19 protein-coding genes and 1 pseudogene are annotated in these 22,869 nt (G+C 61.7%); 6 read left to right on the forward strand and 14 right to left on the reverse strand.

The annotated features are described in order from the left end of the window. Positions 1–127: 127 nt before the first annotated feature. Positions 128–802 carry a transcriptional repressor LexA gene (gene lexA, locus JDW18_RS10350; RefSeq protein ID WP_218243523.1) on the reverse strand — a complete coding sequence of 225 codons (675 nt, stop codon included), beginning with the start codon at positions 800–802 and terminating at the stop codon, positions 128–130. Positions 803–881: 79 nt separating this feature from the next. Between lexA and JDW18_RS10355 the strand changes: the two genes are divergently transcribed. Then, positions 882–1,898, forward strand: a complete 1,017-nt coding sequence (locus JDW18_RS10355; protein WP_218243524.1) for an asparaginase — start codon at positions 882–884, stop codon at positions 1,896–1,898. 89 nt (positions 1,899–1,987) lie between these two features. On the opposite strand, the gene adk is transcribed toward JDW18_RS10355, so the two are convergent. From adk to JDW18_RS10390, 7 genes are all read right to left on the reverse strand, one after another. Beyond that, on the reverse strand, positions 1,988–2,644 hold the full coding sequence (gene adk, locus JDW18_RS10360; protein ID WP_218243525.1) for an adenylate kinase: 657 nt from the start codon (positions 2,642–2,644) through the stop codon (positions 1,988–1,990). A 533-nt stretch (positions 2,645–3,177) separates the two neighbouring features. Continuing rightward, on the reverse strand, positions 3,178–3,954 hold the full coding sequence (kdsB, locus tag JDW18_RS10365; protein ID WP_218243526.1) for a 3-deoxy-manno-octulosonate cytidylyltransferase: 777 nt from the start codon (positions 3,952–3,954) through the stop codon (positions 3,178–3,180). 52 nt (positions 3,955–4,006) lie between these two features. Next, a complete protein-coding gene (locus tag JDW18_RS10370; protein ID WP_218243527.1) occupies positions 4,007–4,195 on the reverse strand; it encodes a Trm112 family protein in 189 nt (62 codons plus the stop codon). A 107-nt stretch (positions 4,196–4,302) separates the two neighbouring features. Then, positions 4,303–5,313: a tetraacyldisaccharide 4'-kinase gene (gene lpxK / locus JDW18_RS10375; RefSeq protein ID WP_218243528.1), complete on the reverse strand. Its 1,011-nt coding sequence runs from the start codon at positions 5,311–5,313 to the stop codon at positions 4,303–4,305. Positions 5,314–5,484: 171 nt separating this feature from the next. Beyond that, positions 5,485–6,900, reverse strand: a complete 1,416-nt coding sequence (locus JDW18_RS10380) for a hypothetical protein (RefSeq protein ID WP_218243529.1) — start codon at positions 6,898–6,900, stop codon at positions 5,485–5,487. Positions 6,901–6,950: 50 nt separating this feature from the next. Next, positions 6,951–7,376, reverse strand: coding sequence for an ExbD/TolR family protein (locus JDW18_RS10385; RefSeq protein ID WP_218243530.1), 426 nt, complete (start codon positions 7,374–7,376; stop codon positions 6,951–6,953). 16 nt (positions 7,377–7,392) lie between these two features. Then, positions 7,393–8,028 (reverse strand): MotA/TolQ/ExbB proton channel family protein, encoded by a 636-nt coding sequence (locus JDW18_RS10390; protein WP_218243531.1) that lies wholly within the window; start codon positions 8,026–8,028, stop codon positions 7,393–7,395. Positions 8,029–8,452: 424 nt separating this feature from the next. On the opposite strand from JDW18_RS10390, the gene xseA reads away from it, so the two are divergent. Further along, the gene (xseA, locus tag JDW18_RS10395) at positions 8,453–9,787 is read left to right on the forward strand and encodes an exodeoxyribonuclease VII large subunit (protein WP_218243532.1); all 1,335 of its coding nucleotides are present in this window, start codon (positions 8,453–8,455) and stop codon (positions 9,785–9,787) included. A gap of 348 nt (positions 9,788–10,135) precedes the next feature. Next, positions 10,136–10,720, forward strand: a complete 585-nt coding sequence (locus tag JDW18_RS10400; RefSeq protein ID WP_218243533.1) for a superoxide dismutase — start codon at positions 10,136–10,138, stop codon at positions 10,718–10,720. Positions 10,721–10,866: 146 nt separating this feature from the next. Here JDW18_RS10400 and JDW18_RS10405 read toward each other — a convergent pair whose 3' ends face one another. Continuing rightward, on the reverse strand, positions 10,867–11,184 hold the full coding sequence (locus tag JDW18_RS10405; protein ID WP_218243534.1) for a hypothetical protein: 318 nt from the start codon (positions 11,182–11,184) through the stop codon (positions 10,867–10,869). 203 nt (positions 11,185–11,387) lie between these two features. Here JDW18_RS10405 and JDW18_RS10410 point away from each other — a divergent pair, with 203 nt between their 5' ends. Further along, positions 11,388–12,248 (forward strand): DODA-type extradiol aromatic ring-opening family dioxygenase, encoded by an 861-nt coding sequence (locus JDW18_RS10410; RefSeq protein WP_425514789.1) that lies wholly within the window; start codon positions 11,388–11,390, stop codon positions 12,246–12,248. Positions 12,249–12,373: 125 nt separating this feature from the next. Here JDW18_RS10410 and JDW18_RS10415 read toward each other — a convergent pair whose 3' ends face one another. The 5 genes and pseudogenes from JDW18_RS10415 to JDW18_RS10430 form a co-directional block, all read right to left on the reverse strand. Beyond that, positions 12,374–14,284 (reverse strand): zinc ribbon domain-containing protein, encoded by a 1,911-nt coding sequence (locus JDW18_RS10415; protein ID WP_218243535.1) that lies wholly within the window; start codon positions 14,282–14,284, stop codon positions 12,374–12,376. A 130-nt stretch (positions 14,285–14,414) separates the two neighbouring features. Next, entirely contained in the window at positions 14,415–15,110 is a 696-nt protein-coding gene (locus JDW18_RS10420; RefSeq protein ID WP_218243536.1) for a hypothetical protein, read from the reverse strand. A gap of 17 nt (positions 15,111–15,127) precedes the next feature. Beyond that, positions 15,128–15,751 (reverse strand): zinc ribbon domain-containing protein, encoded by a 624-nt coding sequence (locus JDW18_RS22575; RefSeq protein WP_246610593.1) that lies wholly within the window; start codon positions 15,749–15,751, stop codon positions 15,128–15,130. A gap of 414 nt (positions 15,752–16,165) precedes the next feature. After that, positions 16,166–16,345 (reverse strand): annotated as a pseudogene (locus JDW18_RS22580) (zinc-ribbon domain-containing protein); the annotation flags it as partial. Between the two features lie 481 nt (positions 16,346–16,826). Further along, a complete protein-coding gene (locus tag JDW18_RS10430; protein WP_246610435.1) occupies positions 16,827–17,903 on the reverse strand; it encodes a metallophosphoesterase in 1,077 nt (358 codons plus the stop codon). A 398-nt stretch (positions 17,904–18,301) separates the two neighbouring features. On the opposite strand from JDW18_RS10430, the gene JDW18_RS10435 reads away from it, so the two are divergent. Together JDW18_RS10435 and hrpA are read left to right on the forward strand one after the other, a co-directional pair. Next, positions 18,302–18,682 (forward strand): YXWGXW repeat-containing protein, encoded by a 381-nt coding sequence (locus JDW18_RS10435; RefSeq protein ID WP_218243538.1) that lies wholly within the window; start codon positions 18,302–18,304, stop codon positions 18,680–18,682. Between the two features lie 74 nt (positions 18,683–18,756). Continuing rightward, on the forward strand, positions 18,757–22,836 hold the full coding sequence (gene hrpA, locus JDW18_RS10440) for an ATP-dependent RNA helicase HrpA (protein WP_218243539.1): 4,080 nt from the start codon (positions 18,757–18,759) through the stop codon (positions 22,834–22,836). The last annotated feature ends 33 nt before the right edge of the window (positions 22,837–22,869 follow it).

Below are 22,869 nucleotides of genomic sequence, written 5' to 3' on the forward strand. Positions count from 1 at the left end.
GGATCGGGCAGGATTGCGGATTTCGGGCAAAGCTCCGCCCAGGGCGAAGCAATCTGGCTTCGCGCCTACCACCTGGGCTGGAGGGGACTGTGAGGCGTTGCAGTCCCGTAGGCTGCAGCGCCTGTTCTTACATGAACATGGTGTTGCGAATCAGACCCACTGCGAGGCCTTCAATGGCAAAGGGTTCGTCAGGGCTGACGTGAATCACCTTGTAGTCGGGGTTCTCGGGCAGCAGTTCTACGCCCTGCGGTGTGCGCTTGAAGCGCTTGACGGTGACGTCATCGCCCAGGCGGGCTACGACGATCTGGCCGTTGCGGGCTTCGTGGGCCGATTGCACAGCCAGCAGGTCGCCATCCATGATGCCCGCGTCGCGCATGGACATGCCACGCACCTTGAGCAGGTAGTCGGGCTTGGCGGCAAACAGGCTGGGTTCGACGGAATAGCTCTGGTCGATATGTTCCTGAGCCAGAATCGGGGAGCCCGCAGCAACACGGCCCACCAGAGGCAGCACCAGTTGCGACAGGGCAGTCAGGGGCAGGGCAAAGCTGGTGCCACGGGCTGCGTTGATGTTGCGCACGGTATCGGCGCGCAGACGAATGCCGCGCGAGGTGCCGCTGACCAGGTCAATCACGCCTTTGCGGGCCAAGGCCTGCAGGTGTTCCTCGGCCGCGTTGGCAGACTTGAAACCAAAGGTGCTGGCGATCTCGGCCCGTGTTGGAGGTGCGCCTGTGCGCGCAATGGTGGACTGGATCAGGTCCAGAATCTGCTGCTGGCGGGGGGTGAGCTTGGGGTGGTCTAGCATGTCTGGCTTCCGGTCAGCTAATTTGATCTGTTGGTTTATACAGTACCTGTATTTTTAACCAGTTTTATGTGGAGAGCAAGTGCCAAGTCCAAAGATTGTGATTTTGGGAACCGGTGGAACGATTGCGGGGCAGGCGGATGCCAGCACGCAAGGCGTGGGCTACAGGGCGGGGCAGATCACCGTAGAGGGGCTGATTGGCGCTGTGCCTGATTTGCCACAGATTGCCGCTGGCCGCACCGGCGCGGTTCTGCAGGCGCAGCAACTGGCGCAGATTGATAGCAAGGATATGGACTGGAGTGTGTGGCGCAGCTTGCTGCAGGCGGTATCCGAAGGGCTGGCGGATGCATCGGTGCAGGCGCTGCTGATTACGCATGGAACAGACACGCTGGAGGAAACTGCGTGGCTGCTGCATGCCGTGCTGCAGCCGCACAAGCCTGTGGTGTTGACCTGCGCCATGCGCCCCGCTACCTCGTTGCAGGCCGATGGGCCGCAGAATCTGCGCGATGCAGTGGCCGTTGCTGCTGCCGGGCGTGCTGGCGTGTGGGTGGTGGCGGCAGGAGAGGTGCATGCGGCAAGCGAGGTGCTCAAGGTTCACCCGTATCGTCTGAATGCTTTGCGCTCTTATGAGGGCGGGCCTTGCGCTTGTGTGGAAGAGGGGCTGGTGCGCTGGTTGGTCAGTGAGCCGGTGATGCAGCAGGCATGGACGCCCGAGCAGCTACAGGCTTTGCTGGCGCGCCACGATTTGCCCTGGGTAGAGGTTTTGCAGTCTGGCGCGCTGCAGGGCAGGCGGGCTGTGCATGCACTGCTTGCGGCGGGTGTGCAGGGGCTGGTGATTGAAGCCACGGGCAATGCCACGGTGCATCTGGATTTGCAGAGGGCGCTGAATGCTGCGCGTAGTCAGGGCGTCAAAGTCTGGCGCAGCACCCGCTGTCTGGAAGGCCGGCCCGTGGGGCAGGGCGTGGTTGCCGAGAATGCCGATGACGCGATTGCTGCCCGACTGGCGGTGGCCGTGGATGCGCAGGAGCTGGATTGCGTGCTGCTGCCGCCCAGCAAAGCCCGTGTGGCCATGATGCTGGAGCTGGCCAGGAACTCCTGAAACCATAGCTGGAAGTGCTTGATGTATAAGCGTGAAGCAACAAAAAAGCACCCGAGGGGGTGCTTTTTTGTTGAGGGCGAAAGCCGAGCTTACTTGGCCAGAGCAGCCAGAGCGCGTTCGGTGATTTCTTCCACGGAGCCCATGCCGCTGATGGCGCGGTATTGGGGGGCGCTGGCAGCGTCCTTGGCAGCCCAGTTCTGGTAGTAATCGACCAGAGGGCGGGTCTGGCTGCTGTACACATCCAGACGCTTCTTGACGGTTTCTTCCTTGTCGTCTTCGCGCTGCACCAGGTCTTCACCGGTCACGTCGTCCTTGCCTTCCACCTTGGGGGCGTTGAACTTGATGTGATAGGTGCGGCCCGATGCGGGGTGGCTGCGGCGGCCGCTCATGCGTTCGATGATGGCTTCGAAAGGCACGTCGATTTCCAGCACGTAGTCCAGCTTCACGCCGGCTGCCTTCATGGCATCAGCCTGAGGAATGGTGCGGGGGAAACCGTCAAACAGGAAACCATTGGCGCAATCGGCCTGGGCAATGCGCTCCTTGACCAGATTGATGATCAGATCGTCGCTGACCAGCTGGCCAGCGTCCATCACGGCCTTGGCTTGCAGACCCAGAGGGGTGCCAGCCTTGACGGCAGCGCGCAGCATGTCGCCAGTGGAGATTTGAGGGATACCGTACTTTTGGCAGATGAAGGCGGCCTGAGTGCCTTTGCCGGCGCCGGGAGCACCCAACAAAATCAGTTTCATGGAAATCCTTGAGGAGAGTAGAAATTCTTGCGGACCAGAGCAGGCGGGTGGACGCCTGTCATCCTCGGGCCATATTTTTCGCGGGCAAGGATAGCACGCACAAGACCAACACAGGCTTACAGACCTGGGTCAAGACTGTCACAAGTGCGGCCATGACCCGCGCAGCATTTATCGCCTGCGCGACTGCTGTAGTTGTAATCCAGTCTTGCCACGCAATGCATGCGCTATTTGGACTAGATAAAAGTATAGCTGTCAGCGCTTGACTGGTATGGCGCAGGGGTCAAAAAGAGCACTGCAGCACCCCAGAAGCTTTTGCTGCCATGTATTCCGGGCATCCCTGTTAACCCGGATATCTGCCCACAGCCCCGCGTTTCAGAGGGCAGGCGGCGATGAGGCATGACAACTCATCACCAGATTGTCTGAATCCGTCAGCTTGCGGTGGGCAGGGCCCAGCCTGCCGAAAACTCTGCCAGCTGCGGCCAGCGAACGGGCTTCAGGCAGGCGCTTTCGGCAGGCGCTTTCAGCGCGCAAGCTCAGCCCGCAAACAGGGCGCGCACGCGCTCCAGGTCTTCTGGTGTATCCACACCGGCGCCCGGCGCATCGGGTGTGATGTGCACGGCAATGCGGTGGCCATGCCACAGGGCGCGCAGTTGCTCCAGCTGTTCCATGGCCTCGGTTGGCGCGGCGGACAGGCGGGGGAAGTCGCGCAGAAAACCGGCCTTGTAGCTATAGATGCCAATATGGCGCAGCGGTGTGAAACCTGCGTGACCATTGCTGGCCGTCACGGTCTTCCACCACGCTTCATCGGCATGGTCGCGCGAGAAGGGGATGGGCGCACGGCTGAAATAGCTGGCCAGACCGCTGGCATCGCACACGACCTTGACCACATTCGGGTTGCGATAGTCGGCCAGCGTCTCGATGGGGTGGGCGGCGGTGCCCATGCTGGCTTCGGGGCGGGCCAGCAGCAGCTGGGCCACGGCGTCGATCAGTTGGGGGTCGATCAGCGGCTCGTCGCCCTGCACATTGACCACCACATCGTCGCCCGAGAGGCCTAGTTGCTCGCAGGCTTCGGCCAGGCGGTCGCTGCCGCTGGCGTGGTCCTTGCGGGTCAGGATGGCTTCAATACCGTGCTGGGCGCAGGCCGCAACAATGCTTTCATCGTCACCGGCCACCACGCAGCGCGCAGCACCAGCCAGGGCTGCACGCTGGGCGACGCGAACCACCATGGGCAGACCGCCGATATCGGCCAGCGGCTTGCCGGGCAGGCGGCTGGAGGACAGGCGGGCGGGAATCAGTACCGTATAGGACATGGGAATAGGAAACTGTTCACAGAGGGCTGGTCAGGGGAAGGCACGAAGCCGCTCAGAGGCTGTCTTCCAGCTCATCATCCGTCAGCGTGCGGGCTTCGTTTTCCAGCAGCACAGGAATGCCGTCGCGCACGGGGTAGGCCAGACGTGCGCTGTGGCTGATGAGTTCCTGGTGCTCGCGGTCGAAACGCAGCGGGCCTTTGGTGACGGGGCAGACCAGCAGTTCAAGAAGTTTGGCGTCCATGAGAAATCCTGCAATCAATAGTGGGCGCGGTCCGGAGGGTGGACTGCGAAATTTGGAAACTGGCGCTAATGATAGTCAGCCCGGAGAGGCTGGCAGACCAATGGTGTTCAAACACTGGCGAGTTTGGCGTCCAGCAAGGCCCAGAACGCGGGCGGCAGCGACAGTTGCAGCGGCACAGCCCAGGCTTCGGGGTGCGTGTGCCACAGCTTGACAGCATCTTTTTCGGTGCAAATCAAGGCTGAGCCACTGTCCAACTTACGTGAGAAGCTCTCGAAATCATAGTGATCTGGCAAAGACTGGGTGGCGCCCAGCGTCAATCCCTGCGCCCCGAGCATGGCGAAAAAAGATTCGGGTCTGGCCACCGCAGCCACGGCTTCTAGGGGCTGGCCTTGAAGGTCGCGCAGTGCGCAGCGCTGGCCCAGGCCATTGCGGGCGTGGTCTGCCAACTGGCGCTGCAGGGCAAAAGCGGGGGCCGTGCCAGCGGGCTGCGGCGGCTGGCCTGCGTACAGCGTGGCCGTTACATCGCGGGGCCAGGGTTCGCGCAGCGGGCCAGCGGGCAGCAAAAAGCCGTTGCCCACGCCTTCGTCGTTGAACACGCACAGCTCTATATCGCGGGCCATGGCCAGGTGCTGCAGCCCGTCGTCACTGACGAGAACATCCACCTGCGGATACTTCTGGCGCAGCGCGCGGGCGGCCTCCAGTCGCTGGGCCGCCACAAAGACGGGCACGCCAGTGCTGCGGGCCAGCAGGGCGGGCTCGTCCCCCACTTCGCTGGCGGGGGTGTCCGGCAGGGCTTCGCGGCAGTCGTCGGTCTTGCGGCCATAGCCGCGAGAGAGGATGCCCGGCGTCCAGCCTGCCGCCTGCAGATGGGCCACCACGGCCTGGGTGACGGGGGTTTTGCCCGCGCCGCCCGCAATCACATTGCCCACCACGATCACGGGCAGGCCTGTGCTTTGCTGGCGGCGGCGCATGCGGCGGGCGTTCCAGCCTTGCAGCGCACCATACAGGCCGGATAACGGCCACAGCAGCCATGCGCCCAGCCCCCGATGGCGCCAGACAGCACGCAGACCCGTCTGGGGGGCGGTGCGTTGGGTGCTGGGCGAGGAGGTCGATGGCATGGAAAGCGGGGTGGTGAGTGCGAGAGTACAGAGCCTCGATCATACCGTCAGCAAGCCACGCGCTATGGAGATGAGAGCGCCTTGCGCAATCACTATCTGCGCTTGAAGCGGATTCAAGTCTGCAGCCCGCACCCTGCACCCTCAGTGCAGCGCAGCGGCACAGACCTGGGTTCAGCTGAACGGGCGGGTCATGGTGGTGGAGAGGCTGCCATCCTGGCGCAGCATCCAGCGCTGCTTGCCACGGGTGACGACGATCTGGCCGCCGCCAATCAGCTCCGCTGTATCAAAGCTGCGCTCCGCAATGTCGGCGCCCTGCGGCGTAACCAGTCGGTAGGTGGGCTGTGATGTCTGCTCGCCGGATTGCAGCAGCAAGGCGCCGCTGTCCAGTGGGTAGATCAGCTTGCCTTTGATGTTGCGGCCAACGCGCTGCAGAGTCAGCAACTGGTCGCTGCGCTGCTTGAGAAAGACCTGGGTGCCTGCCGCGGTGGAGTAGGCGAAATACGGGCTGTCACGGCCGCTGCGCCGCGGGCAGTAGCTGCCGGGCACTGGCTCATCGACCAGTGGCTGCAGGGCTTCGTTGTACAGGCGGCAGCTTTGCGGCGTTTTGTCTGCCTTGAGTTCCTGCGTCTGAATCAGCAGGGGCGGATTGTCGGGCGCTTTGCGCTTGCCATTTCCATTGCCATTGCCAGCAGGGCTTGGTAGCCAGTTCGGCCACATTTCAATATGGTCAAAGCGTGGCAGTGCAATGGGCTGGCCCTGCGCCGTGTGAAGGTGCAGACCCTGGCTATCCATGGCCAGCAGAAATCTTGGTGTGAGCTGGCCGTTTTTATCGACCTTTCCCAGCGCATTGATGACCTGTCCCACACCGCTCCAGCGCGGCTGCAGCAGCTCGTGCAGGCTGGCCAGGTCCAGAATGCCTGCGCCAACCGGCTCGCTGATGTGAACGGCGCGCAGGTTGCTGGCGTCGAGCTCGCTATTGGCCGAGCTGATGGAGGCCAGTCCATCCCCCAGCAAATACTGGTGGGGCGAACTGGCTACCAGCTTGCCCCGCGTGAAGCGCACATAGGAATTGGCGGTTTCGGGCTCGGCCCCCGGCTTTGTGACAACAACGGTGCGCTTGAGCAGCACACTGTGGGGCAGGTCCCGGCTGGGGAGGTCGACTTGCAGCGCGTCGAAAGCTGGAACGCCCAGTGACTGTCCCTTGGCATCCAGCAGTTCGCCGCAGCCCTGGCGATAGGCGATAAACCCCACGGCCTTGCCACCCAGGGCCAGGGTTTCGATGGATTCAAAAGCGATCTGGGGTTTGGCGGGCGCATTGCGCAAGACAAAGCGCTTGCCGCCATTGGGCAGGCTCACCGTCTTGACCGCGGCAAACCAGGCCTTGTCAGGCTCCATCGAGCCTTTGTAGCCCGTGGCCTGGTAGCCGTCGTAGGGCTCGGTAATGGCAGCGCTTTGCGGGTTGGGGGTGCAGGCGGTGATGCTGCCCGCTTCGGGGCCAAGGGGCTGGGCTGCAGCCGCAAAACTGAGGCCCAGGCCCATTTCCATACCAACACCCAGCAGCATCAAGGTGCCCAGCCATTTCTGCATACCCGCCCCAGCAATGTGAATGGCCCATGATAGGCCAGAGCTGTGGGCAATCAGGGCTTGGCGCCTGTGGACTTTTGTGTCGCAAACGTAATTTGTGACAGGCCCGCACGGCGTGCGGCTTCCATCACCGTCACCACCGACTGGTGGGGGGCGGTGGCATCGGCGCTGATGATGACCACACTGTCCTTGCCTGCTGCAGCGGCGCCAGCGAGGGCGGCGGCCACGGCATCCATGGTGCGGTCGTCCAGCGTCTGCTTGTTGACGGCGTAACGGCCATCAGCGGCCACGGCCACAATGATTTCCTTGGGCCGGTCGCGCTGCAGCTCGGCGTCTGCCACGGGCAGCGTCAGCTCCAGCTCGGTGAACTTGCTGTAAGTGGTGGAGAGCATCAGAAAGATGAGCACCACCAGCAGCACGTCGATGAAGGGGATCAGATTGATCTCGGGATCATCGCGGTGACGGGGACGGAAGTTCATGGTGAGCGCTTTCCGCTTACTTGGCCAGTTTCAGGCGGCCCAGGTGGCGCACAAACTGCTCGGACGCCAGCTCCATGCTCAGCAGATAGCCGTCAACACGGGCGCGGAAATAGCGCCAGAAGATCAGCGTGGGGATGGCCACGATCAGGCCAAACGCCGTGTTGTACAGCGCAATCGAGATGCCGTGCGCCAGTTGCGCAGGGTTGCCGCCGCCGACAGCGCCGCCGCCAGTCTGCGAGCCAAAGATCTCGATCATGCCAATCACGGTGCCCAGCAGTCCTAAAAGAGGAGCTGCAGACGCAATGGTGGCCAAGGCGCTCAGGTATTTTTCCAGCTTGTGGGCGGCAGCGCGGCCCGCGCCTTCCATGGCGGCGCGCAGCTCGTCTTCGCTGCTGTCGGGGTGGGCTTGCAGCGTGTTCAGGCCCGAAGCCAGCACCCCACCCAGCACCGAGCTTTGCGCCAGCTGCTGTGTGGTTTCGCTGCTGGGCAGGCTTTTGGCGGACACCGAAATCGCTTCATTGAGCAGATTGGCTGGGGCGACCTTGCTGGCCTTGAGCGCAGCAAAGCGCTCAAAAATCAGGGCCAGGGCCAGAATCGAGCAGGCAATCAAAGGCCAGATGGGCCATCCTGCGGCTTGTATGATTGACAGCAACGTTGCTCTCCCTCGTCGTTCGAAATTGCAGTCGGCGATTATGACCCAGCGCCGCACCGCCTCAGCCTGTATTTGTGTTGCGGATGACCCTCGGTTTGCGCCAGCGCAGTCCGCATGCAGGCAAAGGGCTGGCGTCATGTCCTGCAGGCGGCCAGCAAGCAGTCTCACGCGCCTATAACACATATTTCTGTGGATAACTTTGTGTGCTAGTGCGTCCTGCCCATCGATGCTGTTGCGCAGTCGCAGGCACATGACAATTTTGGCAGGCGTGTGAATAGTGATAACTCAATAAAAATCAATAACTTGCAATTTGTTGTTGCCTTGCTGGATTCATTCTTGTTTACATTGCCCATGCTGGCGCTGGGCAGCCCGATCTGTGGAAAAATCCGCCCGCGCAAATCTTGCTTAACACCGCATGAATTCAATGTTTGAAAGTTCCAGGCCAGTGCCCACGCCACATGTGTGGGAAGTTGGCGCGCTGTGCCACGCCATTGGTGATGCCTTGCAGGCGCGCTTCAACCCGGTTGCGGTGCGCGGGGAGTTAAGTGGCTTCTCGCGCGCAGCCAGCGGGCATTGTTACTTCAACCTCAAGGACGCCAGCGGCCAGATTCGCTGCGCCATGTTTCGCCGTGCTGCAGAGCATGTGGGCTTTGCGCCACGCGATGGCGAACTGGTCGAAGTGCGCGGCCGTCTCGGGGTCTATGAGCAGCGCGGCGACCTGCAGCTGGTGGTGGAGACCATGCAGCGCGCAGGCCAGGGGGCGCTGTTTGAGCAGTTTCTGCGCCTGAAAGCCCAGCTGGAGTCCGAAGGCCTGTTTGACGCCGGGCGCAAGCGCAGCCTGCCGCCGCTGCCCCGGGGCATTGGCGTGGTCACGTCGCTGGGGGCGGCCGCTTTGCATGATGTGGTCACGGCCTTGCGCCGCCGCGTGCCGCATATTCCGGTGGTGATTGTTCCTGCGCTGGTTCAGGGCGCGCAAGCACCTCAGTCGCTGGTGCAGGCGCTATTAAAAATGTATCGCATGGCGCTTGATGGGCAAGCGCTTGAGGCGGATTCGGTGCCTAATTCCAGCCGCCCCATCATTGACACCATCTTGCTGGTGCGCGGTGGTGGCTCGCTGGAAGACCTCTGGTCTTTCAACGATGAACAGCTGGCGCGCACCATTGTGCAAAGCCCGGTGCCGCTGATTAGCGGGGTGGGGCACGAGACAGATTTCACCATTGCCGATTTCTGCGCCGACCTGCGTGCGCCCACGCCCACAGCCGCAGCCGAACTGGTGGCCCAGCCGCGTGAGGTCTGGCTGGGGGCGCTGGCGCTGATGCAGGACCGGCTGGAGAATGCCGCCCAGCGCCTGCTGGATCGGCAGGCCCAGCGTCTTGATCTGGCAGGGCAGCGCTTGGGCAGGCCCAGCCAGCAACTGGCGCGAGAGCAGTTGCAGCTATCGCGTCAGGCACAGCGGCTGCGCCATGGAATGCTCATTAAATTGCAGCAGATGTCGCAGAACCAGAAAGCGCTGCAGGCGAATTTGCCACAGGTTTTGCAGCGCAGTCTTGAGCAGCAAAAGCAGCAACTGGACCGCATGGACCTGCGCCTGCAATTGCTGGACCCGCGACTGGTGCTGCAGCGCGGCTATGCCCTGCTGACCGACGACGCTGGCAAGCCCGTGACCAAGACGGGGCAGGCCAGTGCAGGCAGCGCGCTGAAGGCGCAGCTGTCTGACGGCACTCTGGACCTGGTCGTTACCCAGCCACGTCTGCTGTAGGTCGGCAGCCCTGCATACCCTGCAGCGGGCGCTGGCTTCTGCATCAGATCACTTTTGCGCAAGAGATGTGCAAGAGGCTTTTGTCAGCCTTCATTCAAGGCCACATGGCCTGTAGGCGGTGAGCATGTGCTTTGACCCTGTCATGCAATAGTCTTGTTGAACGGCGACCATGGCCTCATTTGTTTCTACAATGGCCCGGTTAGTGCAATACTTGACGGCTGTAGTACAGCAATGAGCTCGCCGCACGGCGGGCCCACAAGCAGGCACAACGGCTTTATCGCCAGCGGCTGCGCAGCCCCGCAAGGGGTGCGTGGCAGCACCACAATTTCAACCACGAGGAAAACCATCATGGAACGCACTCTGCCCCCACTGCCATACGCCATCGACGCCCTGGCTCCTGCCTACAGCCAGGAAACTCTGGAGTACCACCACGGCAAGCACCACAATGCTTATGTGGTCAAGCTCAACGAGCTGCAAGTGGGTACCGAGTTTGAAAACATGGACCTGGAAGAAGTCATCAAGAAGTCTTCCGGCGGCATCTACAACCAGGCTGCCCAGATCTGGAACCACACCTTCTTCTGGAACTGCATGACCCCTAACGGCGGTGCAGAACCCACAGGCGCCCTGGCTGACGCCATCAACAAGAAGTGGGGCTCCTACGCCGACTTTAAGAAGGCTTTCGTGGCTTCCGCCGTCGGCAACTTCGGCTCTGGCTGGACATGGCTGGTGAAGAAGGCTGACGGCTCCGTGGACATCGTGAACATGGGCGCGGCTGGCACCCCTCTGACCACTGGTGACAAGGCTCTGCTGACCGTGGACGTCTGGGAACATGCCTACTACATCGACTACCGCAATGCACGTCCCAAGTTTGTCGAAACCTTCTTCGACAAGCTGGTGAACTGGAAGTTTGCCGAGTCGAATTTCGCGGCTTAATTTGAATCGCTGAAAAGCGCTTTCAATCAAGGATGGCTGCTGCCGAATGGGTAGCAGCCATTTTTGTTTGCGGTGCAGTAGCCGCCTCTGCTGCCGTCGCGCAGCCATTTGCGCCCAGGCCTTTGGGGATTCTGAACCCCTGGCCCTTAACTTTGATCGGGGTTCTGTTTCTGGTCGGGGCTTTCATCAGCCTCACCATCCGCCAGAAACGGGTTGAACGTCACGCGGTCTTCCGGCAGCGGCTTTTGAATGCCATGCACCTGGGTGTCAGAGCTTTCGACCTGCCAGTCAACGCGGCGATCATTGCCGAGTTCGCGTGCGGCGGCAAAAAGCTTGTCGGTATTCAGGCGGTGGCTGCCATCGGCCTCTTGCCTCAGCAGCTCTTCGGTAACGGGAACGGAGACATAGGCGTCCAGCACCACAGTGCGTTGCAAATGGACGAGAACAGAATAGGTTTCACTCATGAGTCGGGAAGGCTGAAGCCGGTGCATGCCAAGGGTGATGCAGTATCGCAGCACTTGCTGCATGGGCTGTAAATGAGGTTGCAGCAACGAGGCACATGGTCAGGCTGGCATGGATGAGACAGAAAGCGCCGCCCCCTCTGTTTGGACGGTGCGCGGCACATCGCAACCGGCTTAGGCTGCTGAATTATGGAGAGCAGCCTGTCATGAACGATCCACAGACCAACGCGGTTTCCGGCCAGGGCCCAGAGGCCGCTGACGGCCATGCCCAGGTCACCATGCCTGTGTACTTTGTCACCCACGGTGGCGGCCCCTGGCCGTGGGTGCCGCAGTGGCTGCCCTGGCATGCGCAGCTGGCCCAGTCGCTGCGCGCCATGCCTGCCCAGATCGGGCAGAGGCCCCGCGCAGTGCTCTTGATTTCCGCGCACTGGGAAGAGGCCGAGTTCACGGTGCAAACGGCCGCCCGGCCCGCCATGCTGTATGACTACAGCGGCTTTCCTGCGGATACCTATGCCGTGCAATACCCGGCAGCCGGAGACCCGGAACTGGCCTCGCAAGTCACAGCCCTGCTGCAAGGTGCAGGCATGGTTTGCGCGCAGGATGGGCAGCGTGGCTTCGACCACGGCGCGTTTGTGCCCCTGCACCTGATTTACCCGCAGGCTGATGTGCCGGTGGTGCAGCTCAGTCTGCGCGCCAGCCTGAATGCCGGTGAGCACCTGGCGCTGGGGCGCATTCTTGCGCCGCTGCGCAAGCAGGGCGTGCTGATTTTGGGCAGTGGCGCCAGTTACCACAATATGCGCACCTTTGGCCCGGCGGGCCATGCGCCTTCAAAGCTGTTTGACGACTGGCTGGCCCGCACCTTGATGGAGTTGCCAGCTGCGCAGCGTAGCCAGCAGCTGGCGGAATGGACCCGTGCGCCTGCCGCCCGCATTGCGCACCCGCGTGAAGAGCATTTGCTGCCGCTGATGGTGGCTGTGGGGGCTGCCGGAGAGGATGCGGCGCAGCGCGTGTTTCATCAGCATGGCTTTATGGATTCGGCCACGGTTTCCAGCTATCGGCTGGGTTGAGGGGCGAGCAGCACGCGCTGGTGCGCAAAAAAATACCCGCGCAAGGCGGGTCGTGTGTAAAAAAGGGGCTGAGGCATTCAACATGCGTCAACCCCTTTATTGTTCAGCGCATGGCGCTATGCTTTTTACTTAAGCCGGTGTCCGCATTCGCCGCAGAACATATCGTCTGCAGTGACCTGAGCGTGGCAGGACGGGCAGCTGGGTGAGGCTGCCGCCAGCTTGGCTTTAGCTTCGGCTTCCGCTTGTGCCCTGACTCGGGCTGCTTCACGTTCAGCGGCCTCGCGTTCAGCCTGCTGCCGGGCTTGTGCCTCTGCTTGCTCACGCAGGCGGGCTTGTTCCGCCGCCTGTGCTGCAGCCTGCGCTTCGGCGCGTTCGCGGGCAGCTTGCTCGGCCGCTTGTGCTCGTTCACGGGCGGCGCGCTCAGCGGCTTCAGCCTGCTCGCGCAGGCGTGCCTGTTCGGCGGCCTGCGCAGCAGCTTGTTGTGCCGCTTGTGCTTCGGCATTGCGGCGGGCTTCTTCGGCGGCAGCCTGGGCCTGGGCTTGTTCACGGGCAGCGCGCTCAGCGGCTTCAGCTTGTTCACGCTGGCGTGCCTGTTCTGCGGCCTGTGCAGCAGCTTGTTGTGCCGCCTGTGCTTCGGCATTGCGGCGCGCTTCTTCAGCGGCAGCCTGGGCCTGTGCTTGTTCGCGGGCTGCTTGCTCTGCAGCCTGGGCACGCTCCTGGGCGGCACGTTCAGCTGTGGCTCGTTCAGTGGCGGCGCGTTCGGCAGCTTCGGCTTCGGCACGCTGGCGTGCAGCCTGGGCTTCTGCTTCAAAGCGTGCTTTTTCTGCCGCCATGGCTTGCTCGCGTGCCATGGATTCCAGGTGCGCACTGTCTGCGGCCGATGGCTGGGTGCTGCTTATGCTACCCGCTGCAAAGCCTGCGGCTGCTGTGCTTGCGCCGTATGCCGCAGGGCTGTGCTCTTGCGGAGTCTGAAAGCCCTGGGCTGGGGCTGCTGCGGGCGGTGTTTCAGCCGCGTTGTCGTTGCCATTTTTCTTGGCCGACAGGTCTTGCGCAGTCTGGCGTGCCAGGTCCTTGGCTTCTGCGGCCTTTTTGCGCATATCGCCCATAAAGTCGTTCAGCGCGCCTTCGGCGTCTTCCGGGTTGAGGTTGCCACGGGCCTGCAGGTAAATCAGGTTCATGCCCATGATGGCCACTTGCGTCAGCAGCGCACCCACCACGCAGTACAGCACGCCAAGACCTGCCACCAGGCCCCAGCTATTGCCACCGGCATACAGCATGCTTGCGGGGTTGAAGCCGCCGCCACCCATACCCATAGCCATGCCCATCAAGGCATTGGAGTCAGCCATGATGGATATGCCCATGCTTGTGAGCGAAGCGGTGGCGGGCACCAGGCCTGCAAACAGCAGCACGCAGATCAGCGTCAGGATGACGTAGAGCACCACTTCCATCAGCACCACTTCAATGAGGCGCTTGCGGGCAATGGTAATCACATTGCCCAGGGCTGCCTTGACGGGCAGGCCGCTCCACAGTGCCGGTGCCATCAGCGGGCCAATGACCCAGATAAAGGCCACCAGAACAGCGGCAAACACCAGCACCAGAACCGGGTGGGCAATGAAGGCAATGACACCACCAATGAATGGAATCTTGCCCAGGAAGTAAAAGATCGCCGCCACGATCATGTAGGCGATGAAAACCACGGTCATGACCAGGCCGATGAGCAAAAACCGGGGCAGGCACAGCAGACCGGCGGATGCGGCTGCAGCGAAAGAGCGCACGGGCTGCTCTTTGGCCTTATCCATGAGCATGATGCCCACGCCCGAAAAGCCGGCCATCATCACCACAAACGCCAGCACCATCATGATGAGGGCAAAAATGGCCGACACCTTGATAGCCAGCAATTGACCCAGCCAAACGGTTATGCCAGTGAGCAGCAGAGTCAGAAAACCCAGCAGCAGCGGGCGCCACTGCGTCAGACCTTCGGCAGCACGGGCCAGCGTGCCAAAGCGAATATCTCCCAACGATTGAACTTCTTTCATGTCTGTCCTGAGGGTGGTTGATGGTGGTCTAGCCCCTGCGGGCTATGGATATGCAGCGCGAAGATGGCGCAGAAACTGGTGTGAAAAGCCATGGTGTGCACTGCAGCACACCAGTGGCGCATCTCTGGCATTACAGCTTGCCGCGAATTTCTCCGGCTTCGATGGTGTAGCGCTCGACCCCGGCAGGCAGATTGGAGTCCAGCTTCTTGCGCACGGTGACGGGCTTGTTGTTCTTGGTCTGGGTGGTGCCGGAGGCGGTGTTGACACGTCCGGCAGTCACATCGGCTTCAGCCTGCTCGACCAGAATCGTCGATGAGCCGCGGTTGTCCGCCAGATCATTGGCCAGTTCCTTGAGTGCATCCATGGCGCGGGTGTACTCAGGGCGGCCCTTGGCGGCCAGAGGCATATCCACGCTGAGCGAGGAAAACGCCTGCAACTGGCTGGTCATGCCGCTTTGGCCATCGGTAATGGGCACGGGGCGGGTGCGCACAGGGCCTGCCACGGCGCGCTGGCGCACAGGCAGCTTCTGCATGGCCTGTACTGCCTGCTTTTGCAGATCAGTGGCCTGTGCTGCTTCCTGGTCCAGCACAGTTTGCAGGCGGGCAAAGCGATCATTCTGCCCGCCCGAAGATTGAATGGGTGGTGCGCTGGCGCCGCCAGTGACGATGGGGCCGCCGCAGCGCGGGTCGGGGGAGTTGGTCACGCGGGAGAGCATGCAGCTGAAAGAGTTGGATGCCTCTTCCATGGTGGCACAGCCGCTGACAAGGGCCGTAGCCAGGCCCAGTGTGGTGAGCTGAACCCAGCGCGTGAATTTGAAGTTTTTCATGGTCTCAATCATTCGGTTCAGTCCAGCAGATCATCCAGCGAGGGGCCGCCGCGGCGGGGCTGCGCAGGGGGGCGCTGTGCGGGCTTGGGCTGCACTGGATTGGGGGCAATCTTGACGTCAGGCGTGGTGTTGGCGGTTCCGGGCTGCGTCACCTGCACGCTTGCAGGTGGTGGCTCGGGCAGGACGGGTGCCTGAACTGGTGGCGGAGGAGGGGGCGCCAGGGGCGCTGGTTGTGCGGCAGGTGCAGCCGGGTCGGCACTGCCTGCGGGCGGGTTGATGGTGACTACGGACGGGTCGTTAGCCCGGCTGCCACCCTGAGGGCCAACCAGTGCTTCAGCCTTGGCCTTGTCTTCAGGGGAGATGGCATTTTTGTCAACGGCTGGGGCCGAGGGGCTGGGCGCACCGCCCATGCCGGGGAATGCGCCCATATTCTTGGCCAGCAGTACACCGCCGCCAATGGCCGCAATGATCAGAACCAGAACCACCCATTTGATCCAGGACTGACTGCGCTGCGCTGGCTCCTGTGGCAGGGCGGGCGCATTGGCGTAGGCCGGGGCAGGCTTGTCGGTGAATGCGGGTGGTGGCGCGTACTGCGTGGCAGGGCTGCTGAAGTGCTCTGCCGGGCTTGCTGAGCTAGCCATGGGTTCGATGCGAGGCGGCTGTACCGGTGCCGATACGGGGGCGGCTATGACGGGGGGGGCTGCTGGAGCAGGCGCCTGTATTGGGGCTGGCGCAGGCTGTGGAACAGGTGTTGCTGAGTTCCAGCTGGCGGGTGCACCGGGCACTTCAGGTGGTGCTGCGGGACTGGCTTGCGCAGGCATGGGGGCGATGGACGGCGCTGCTGCCGTAGCCAGAGTGGCTGCAGTACTTGCAGTTAGCCCTGTGTGGATGACGTTGCTTTGCTCCACAGCGGGAGCGTGGGTGGGAGCTGGCGAACCGGAACTGGCTGGCAGCTCTGAAATAGCGGGCGCTGAGGCTTCGGAAGCAAATGATCCCCCGCATTTCGGGCAGAACCTGGCCTGGGGTTTGCAGGCTGCCTGGCAGTGAGGGCAGGTTTTGGCGGCAGAGGGCGCCTCAGCAGTAGTAAAAGCCGTGCTGGCTGGTACGGATGGGGCAGTGGCTGCCGCAGAGGGAAGCGTTTCTGAGGCAGGGCTTGCAGGTGTTTGCCGTGATCCACAGCGATTACAGAATTTGGCGTTTGCAGCCAGCGCGTTACCGCAGTGAGAACAGTTCATTGTCTGCAATAAGTAAATAGTGTTGCGGGCGATGAGCGGATATCAATGAGAGAGCCGTCACATTCTTGGCAGCATCTTACTGGGGCAATGCAGGGTGGTGAATATTGGCGCCCGCCAGATTGTCAGCAAATGGTGGTCATCTGGCTGTGCTAGTGCTTAGGTGCGCAGGCAATTCGGCTTTTTAATGGGCGGCGATTGCTGGTTTTAATAGATTTAAGTATTTGTTTTAAAAACAGATATTTTCTTATGCTGATCTTTGCAAGCCCAGTTACAGAGGGTATGAGAAAAATTGTGTTTCGTTTAAAGCTAATGCCACAGATTGAAGGTATTTTGCGGAATCAATCTATATTTGCCTGCATTTGTTTCATCTCGAAACCATCTTTTTAAGGCTTTGCCGCCTCACGTTGCAATTTCAGAATTTCAATATGGGGCGCAACACCCAGCCTGACAGCAAAGCCAGCCCACAGGCCTGCGCCGGAACTCACAAAAAGCTGCATTTTGTCCACCGCATAGCTGCCGCGCACAAAACCATTGTTGACGGGGCAACCAGCCAGCGGTCCATGCCGCGAATCAGGCCTCCGTGTGTGTGGCCGGAGATTTGCAGATCCACACCATGGTCGGCGTTTTCTCTGGCGAACTTGGGCTGGTGGGCCAGCAGTACATGAAAATCTGCCTTGGCCGCGGCGGCCTGGCGGGCCACGGTGCTGACATCGGGTGCAATGCCTTCGGGTACCGAAGGATTGCTGTTGTAGGGCGAGGTGCGGCCATACACCGGGTCACCAATGCCGGAAAGTGCCAGCTTGGTGCTGCCAATTTCAATCAGCTGCATGCGGTTTTCCAGCACATTAAGACCAAGGTGGCGAAATTCGGCCATCCAGCTGTCGTAGCCGCTGTAGTACTCGTGGTTGCCAGGGGCTACCCACACGCCATGCGGCGCACGAAGTTGCGCCAGCGCTGCAATGTTCTGACGGCCGCTGGCAATATCACCATCCACCATGTCGCCGGGCAGCACGATCAGGTCCGGCTGCGCGGCCAGTGTGCGGTCTACCACGGTTTGCACATAAAGGGCGTTGTTGACCGGGCTGGCGTGGATGTCGGCCAGCACGGCAATGCGCAGCCCTTCCAGCGCTTGCGGCAGTTGGGGCATGACGATGTTCACTTCCTTGATCTGCGGCGGCTGCAGGGCGTTGTAAACGCCCAGGCCTGACAGCGCGCCGCTCATCGCCAGTGCTGCGACGGTTGGCAGCGCGGAATGAGCACTCAGGCTCCAGCGGGGCCTGGCCAGCAGCTTGCCCATCAGCCAGATAGCATCGCGCAGCAGCGCAAGCACAGCCATCATCAGCAGCGTTGCCAGCACCCAGCCACCGGGAACCTGCAGCGGCGCGATATCGGTATAGGCCATGGCGCCGGTTTGCACGGCCTTGAGCAGCAGGGCCGGGAAAATTCCGGCCGCAGTGGTCAGCAGCACCAGTGCGATGCGGGCCAGCCGGCTCATGCGGCAGGGCCACCAGAGCCAGAGCGCAAGCAGGGGAATGACCAGGGCAGCGGTGGTAACCATGAGGCTCTTCTGACGTCTTCAGCAAAACAAACCCGCAAGCATAGCAAGGGCCAAGCCTCTTTTTGCCCGCTTGCCAGGGGGCGACGTCAGTGGCGCAGCCAGCGGCTGAGCAGGTCTTCCAGATATTCGGGTGGAATGAACACATCCTTGATCAGCAGACTCAGCAAGAGGACGCTCAGTATCAGTGCCGTGCGCTTGAGTTCCATGAGCATCTCCAGTGGGTTTTCCAGCAGTCTAGAAACGGCTGATTTCACAAATATGGCTGGCAGGTAAAGCACTGCCAAAGTTTTGTGATCCGCTGGCGGCATTCAGCTTTTCATAAGTCTTGAAGGTGTTCAATGCCTGCTGTTCAGGTTTGGCCCAGGTAGTTCACTGGGTTGCTGAAAGGAGTTGAGATCATGCAAGGCAAGCTATTCGTCAAGACCGCCAAGTCCCATTCCGCCGCCTGGCTGGCGGCGGCAGCCATGGGCGCAGCCGCTCTATCGGGCTGTGTGGTGGCACCCGTGGGGCCAGCCTATGGTGGAGGTGGCTACTACGACTCCAATATGGTCGTAGCCAATGTTCCGCCGCCCGCCCCTTATGTGGAAACAGTGCCAGTGGCGCCCTTTGTGGGTGCGGTCTGGATCGGGGGCTTCTGGGATTGGTCCGGTGGTCGCCATGTCTGGCACCCCGGGCGTTATGAACGACCACGGCCCGGTTTCGCCTATCGCCAGGGTGGCTGGAGCCATGGGCCGGACGGGCGCTGGATGCTGCACCGTGGAGGCTGGGAACGACACTAAAGTTCAGACCCGCGGGGTGCTGATCGCCCGTGAAAGCGCGCAAAGTGCCAAGGGCTGGGATAATCCCAGCCCTTATGTCTTTGAAGATCACCTTTCCCGAGTCGCTTCCCGTATCTGGCCGCCGCCAGGAAATCATGGAGGCCATGGATCGCCATCAGGTCATCATCGTCTGTGGCGAGACGGGCTCGGGCAAGACCACGCAGCTGCCCAAGATCGCGCTGGCGTTGGGGCGCGGCAAGCTCAATGCAACGCCTGACGATAAAGGGCAGGTGCGCGGTCATTTGATTGGCCATACCCAGCCGCGCCGGATTGCGGCCAGCTCGGTGGCCAAGCGCATTGCCGAAGAGCTGAACACCCCGCTGGGCGAGGTGGTGGGCTACAAGGTGCGCTTTCAGGACAATCTGCAAAAAGGCGCCTCGGTCAAGCTGATGACGGACGGCATTTTGTTGGCCGAGACACAGACCGATCCGCTGCTCAAAAACTACGACACGCTGATCATCGACGAGGCGCACGAACGCAGCCTCAACATCGACTTTTTGCTGGGCTATATCAAGCAGATATTGCCCAAGCGCCCCGATTTAAAGGTGGTGGTGACATCGGCCACCATCGATGCCGATCGCTTTGCCAAGCACTTTGAAGGCAAGGACGGCCCGGCTCCGGTCATCATGGTCTCTGGCCGCACCTACCCGGTGGAGATGCGCTACCGCCCGTTCGAGGGCGAAAAAGACAAGGATTTGAACGACGCCATAGCGGACGGTGTGGACGAGCTGTGGGCCGGCGGCAAGGGTGGGGACATCCTGATCTTCTTGCCCGGTGAGCGTGAGATTCGCGAAGCGGCCGACCATGTGCGCAAGCATTTGCAGAACTCGCCCACGCTGCGTAGTGCCGAAGTGCTGCCGCTGTTCTCGCGCCTGTCGCAGGCCGAGCAGGACCGCATCTTTGACGGCCACACGGGCCGCCGCATCGTGCTGGCCACCAACGTGGCCGAGACCTCGCTGACGGTTCCTGGCATCCGATACGTCATTGACGCAGGCACGGCGCGCGTTAAGCGCTATTCCTTCCGTAGCAAGGTGGAGCAGCTGCTGGTCGAGCCGATTTCGCAGGCTGCCGCCAACCAGCGTGCCGGCCGTTGCGGCCGTGTGGCCAACGGTATCTGCATCCGCCTGTATGACGAGGTGGATTTCAACGGCCGCGACAAATTCACCGACCCGGAAATCCTGCGTTCGTCGCTGGCCGGGGTGATCTTGCGCATGAAGGCGCTGGGTCTGGGCGATGTGGTGCATTTTCCGTTTCTGGAAGCGCCTTCGGGCCGCGCCATTGCCGACGGCTACCAACTGCTGGCAGAGCTGGGCGCAGTGGATGACCATGGTCAGTTGCTGCCCATGGGCAAAGAGCTGTCGCGCCTGCCGCTGGATCCGCGCGTGGGCCGCATGATTCTGGAAGCGCGTGAGCGCGGCGCGGTGGCCGAGGTGCTGATCATTGCCTCGGCGCTTTCTGTGCAAGACGTGCGCGACCGGCCTATGGAAGCGCAGCAGCAGGCCGACCAGGCACACGCCAAGTTTGACGACGACAAAAGCGAATTCACCGGCTATCTGCGCCTGTGGAAATGGCTGATGGATGCGCGTGGCGGCAAGGTGGTGGCCAAGACGCGTGCCGAGATGGCCGCGCAAAACAAGCCTGCTGCCAAGCCATCGGCGCGCAACCAGGCCTTCTTGCCCGTCAGCCAGCGCACGAGCGGGTCTATGGGCGCGCAGGTCGAAGGCACGGTGGAGGAGCGGCTGGCGCTGTTTAACCCGGCCGAGCCGCAGGTGGAAGCCACGCACAAGATCAGCAACCGCCAGTGGGAGCAGTTGCTGCGCCAGAACTTCATCAACATCCGCCGCGTGCGCGAATGGCGCGACACACACAGCCAGTTGCTGACAGTGGTGAAGGAGCAGAAATGGCTGCTGAACAACGAGGCCGCTGGGTATGACGCGGTGCACCTGTCCATGTTGTCCGGCCTGCTGGGCAATATTGGCTACAAGGGCGAGGAAAGCGAAGCCTATCTGGGCGCGCACGGCATCAAGTTCCACCCGCACCCCGGCGCACATCTGAGCAAAAAGCCGGGCCGCTGGATTGTGGCGGCCGAGCAGGTGGAAACCTCGCGCCTGTATGGCCGGGGCATTGCGGCGATTGAGCCGCAGTGGCTGGAAGAGGTGGGCGGCCATCTGCTCAAAAAGCAGTTGCTGGACCCGCACTGGAGCAAAAAGCAGGCCGATGTGGTGGCGCTGGAACGTGCCACGCTCTACGGCTTGGTGGTCTACAACGGTCGGCGCGTCAGCTATGGTCGCGTCGATCCGCACGAAGCGCGTAATTTGTTCATCCGTCAGGCGATGGTGGAGGGAGAGTGGGAAACCAAATGGCATTTCCTGCCCGCCAATTTGAAGCTGATGCGCAAGGTGGAAGAGCTGGAACACAAGAGCCGCCGCCAGGACGTGCTGGTGGACGATGAGCTGATCTTTGCCTTCTACGACCAGCAATTGCCGCACGATGTGTACAGCGGCGCCACATTTGATAAATGGTTCCGTGCCGAAAGCAAGGCCAAGCCCGAGCTGCTGCGCCTCTCTAAAGACGAGTTGATGCGCCATGAGGCGGCAGGCATCACTACCGACAACTTCCCGAAGACCGTGAAGCTGGGCGGTGTGGATTGCACCGCCACCTATCTGCACAGCCCCGGTGATGCGCGTGACGGCATCACCGTCACCGTGCCGCTGTTTGTGCTCAATCAGGTGTCGGAAGATCGTGCTGAATGGCTGGTGCCCGGCATGCTCAAGGACAAGATTCAGGCCCTGCTCAAAAGCCTGCCCCAGCGCCCGCGCAGCCGCTTTGTGCCGCTGCCCGAAAGCGCGACGCGGCTGGCTGAGCTGTTTACTCAGCCCGATCGCTGGTTGCAAGGCGGCTTGATTGACGCACTGCTCAAGCAGGTGCGCGATGAAACCTCGCTGGACGTCAAGCGTGCCGACTTCAAGCTGGACATGCTCAGCCCGCATTTGTTCATGAACTTCCGCATCACGGACGAGCATGGCCGCCAGCTGGGCCAGGGCCGCAATCTGGGGGCGCTCAAGGCCGAGTGGGGCGTCAAGGCGCGTGGGGCGTTCCAGGCGCTTGCGTCATTGAAAGTGGCCTCCGTCGTGGCAGAACAGGCGGATTTGGATGGAAAACAGCCTGAAGTCAAGAAAAATAGCGGACCTTCTGCTTCAAATAAAGGAGCGCCTGTTTCGCGACCCGAAGCAGCGGCCCCTGCGGTATCTCCTGCGCAAAAGCATGACGCCCGCTACAAGGAATGGAGCTTTGGCGAGCTGCCCGAGCTGATGGAAATCAAAAAGGGCGGCACCACGCTGATCGGCTTCCCCGCGCTGATCGACCATGGCGACAGCGTCGGCATCGAAGTGTTTGACGAGCCCGAAGCCGCAGCCGCCAAGCACCGTGTGGGCCTGCGCCGCCTGTTTGCGCTGCAGATCAAGGATGCGCTCAAGTACCTGGAAAAAAACATTCCAGACCTGCAGAAAATGGCTGTGGCCTATATGCCACTGGGCACGCAGGAAGAGTTGCGCGGCCAGATCATCGATGTGGCCATCGACCGCGCCTTTTTGCAAGACCCGCTGCCCGCCAACGAAGCGGACTTTAAACAGCGCGTGCAGGATGGCCGTGGCCGCCTGACCTTGATTGCCAACGAAGTGGCGCGTATGAGCAGCACCATACTGACCGAGTACGCCGCTGCTGCACGCAAGATCAAGGACACTAAAAACGCACCGGAAGCGACCAAGGATGCGGGCGAGCAGCTATCAAAACTGGTGCCCAAGAAATTCATTGCCGTGGCCCCCTGGAGCCAGCTGGGCCATTACGCCCGCTATCTGAAGGCCATCACCACGCGCCTTGATAAATACCGCGCAGACCCGGCCCGTGACGCCGCCAAGCAAAAGGAGCTGCAGCCGCTGGAGCAGCGCTACTGGCGTTTGGTAGCAGAGCGCAAGGGCGCGGTGGATGCCCGCATGCAGGAATACCGCTGGATGCTGGAAGAGCTGCGCGTGAGCTTCTTCGCGCAAGAGCTGCGCACGCCATATCCTGTCAGTTCCAAGCGGCTGGACAAGGTGTGGGCACAGCTGCAGAACTGATGTAGATCAAGCCTGCCTGCAATGGGCAGGCTG

Source organism: Comamonas fluminis, assembly GCF_019186805.1.
GTDB classification, from domain to species: domain Bacteria; phylum Pseudomonadota; class Gammaproteobacteria; order Burkholderiales; family Burkholderiaceae_C; genus Comamonas; species Comamonas fluminis.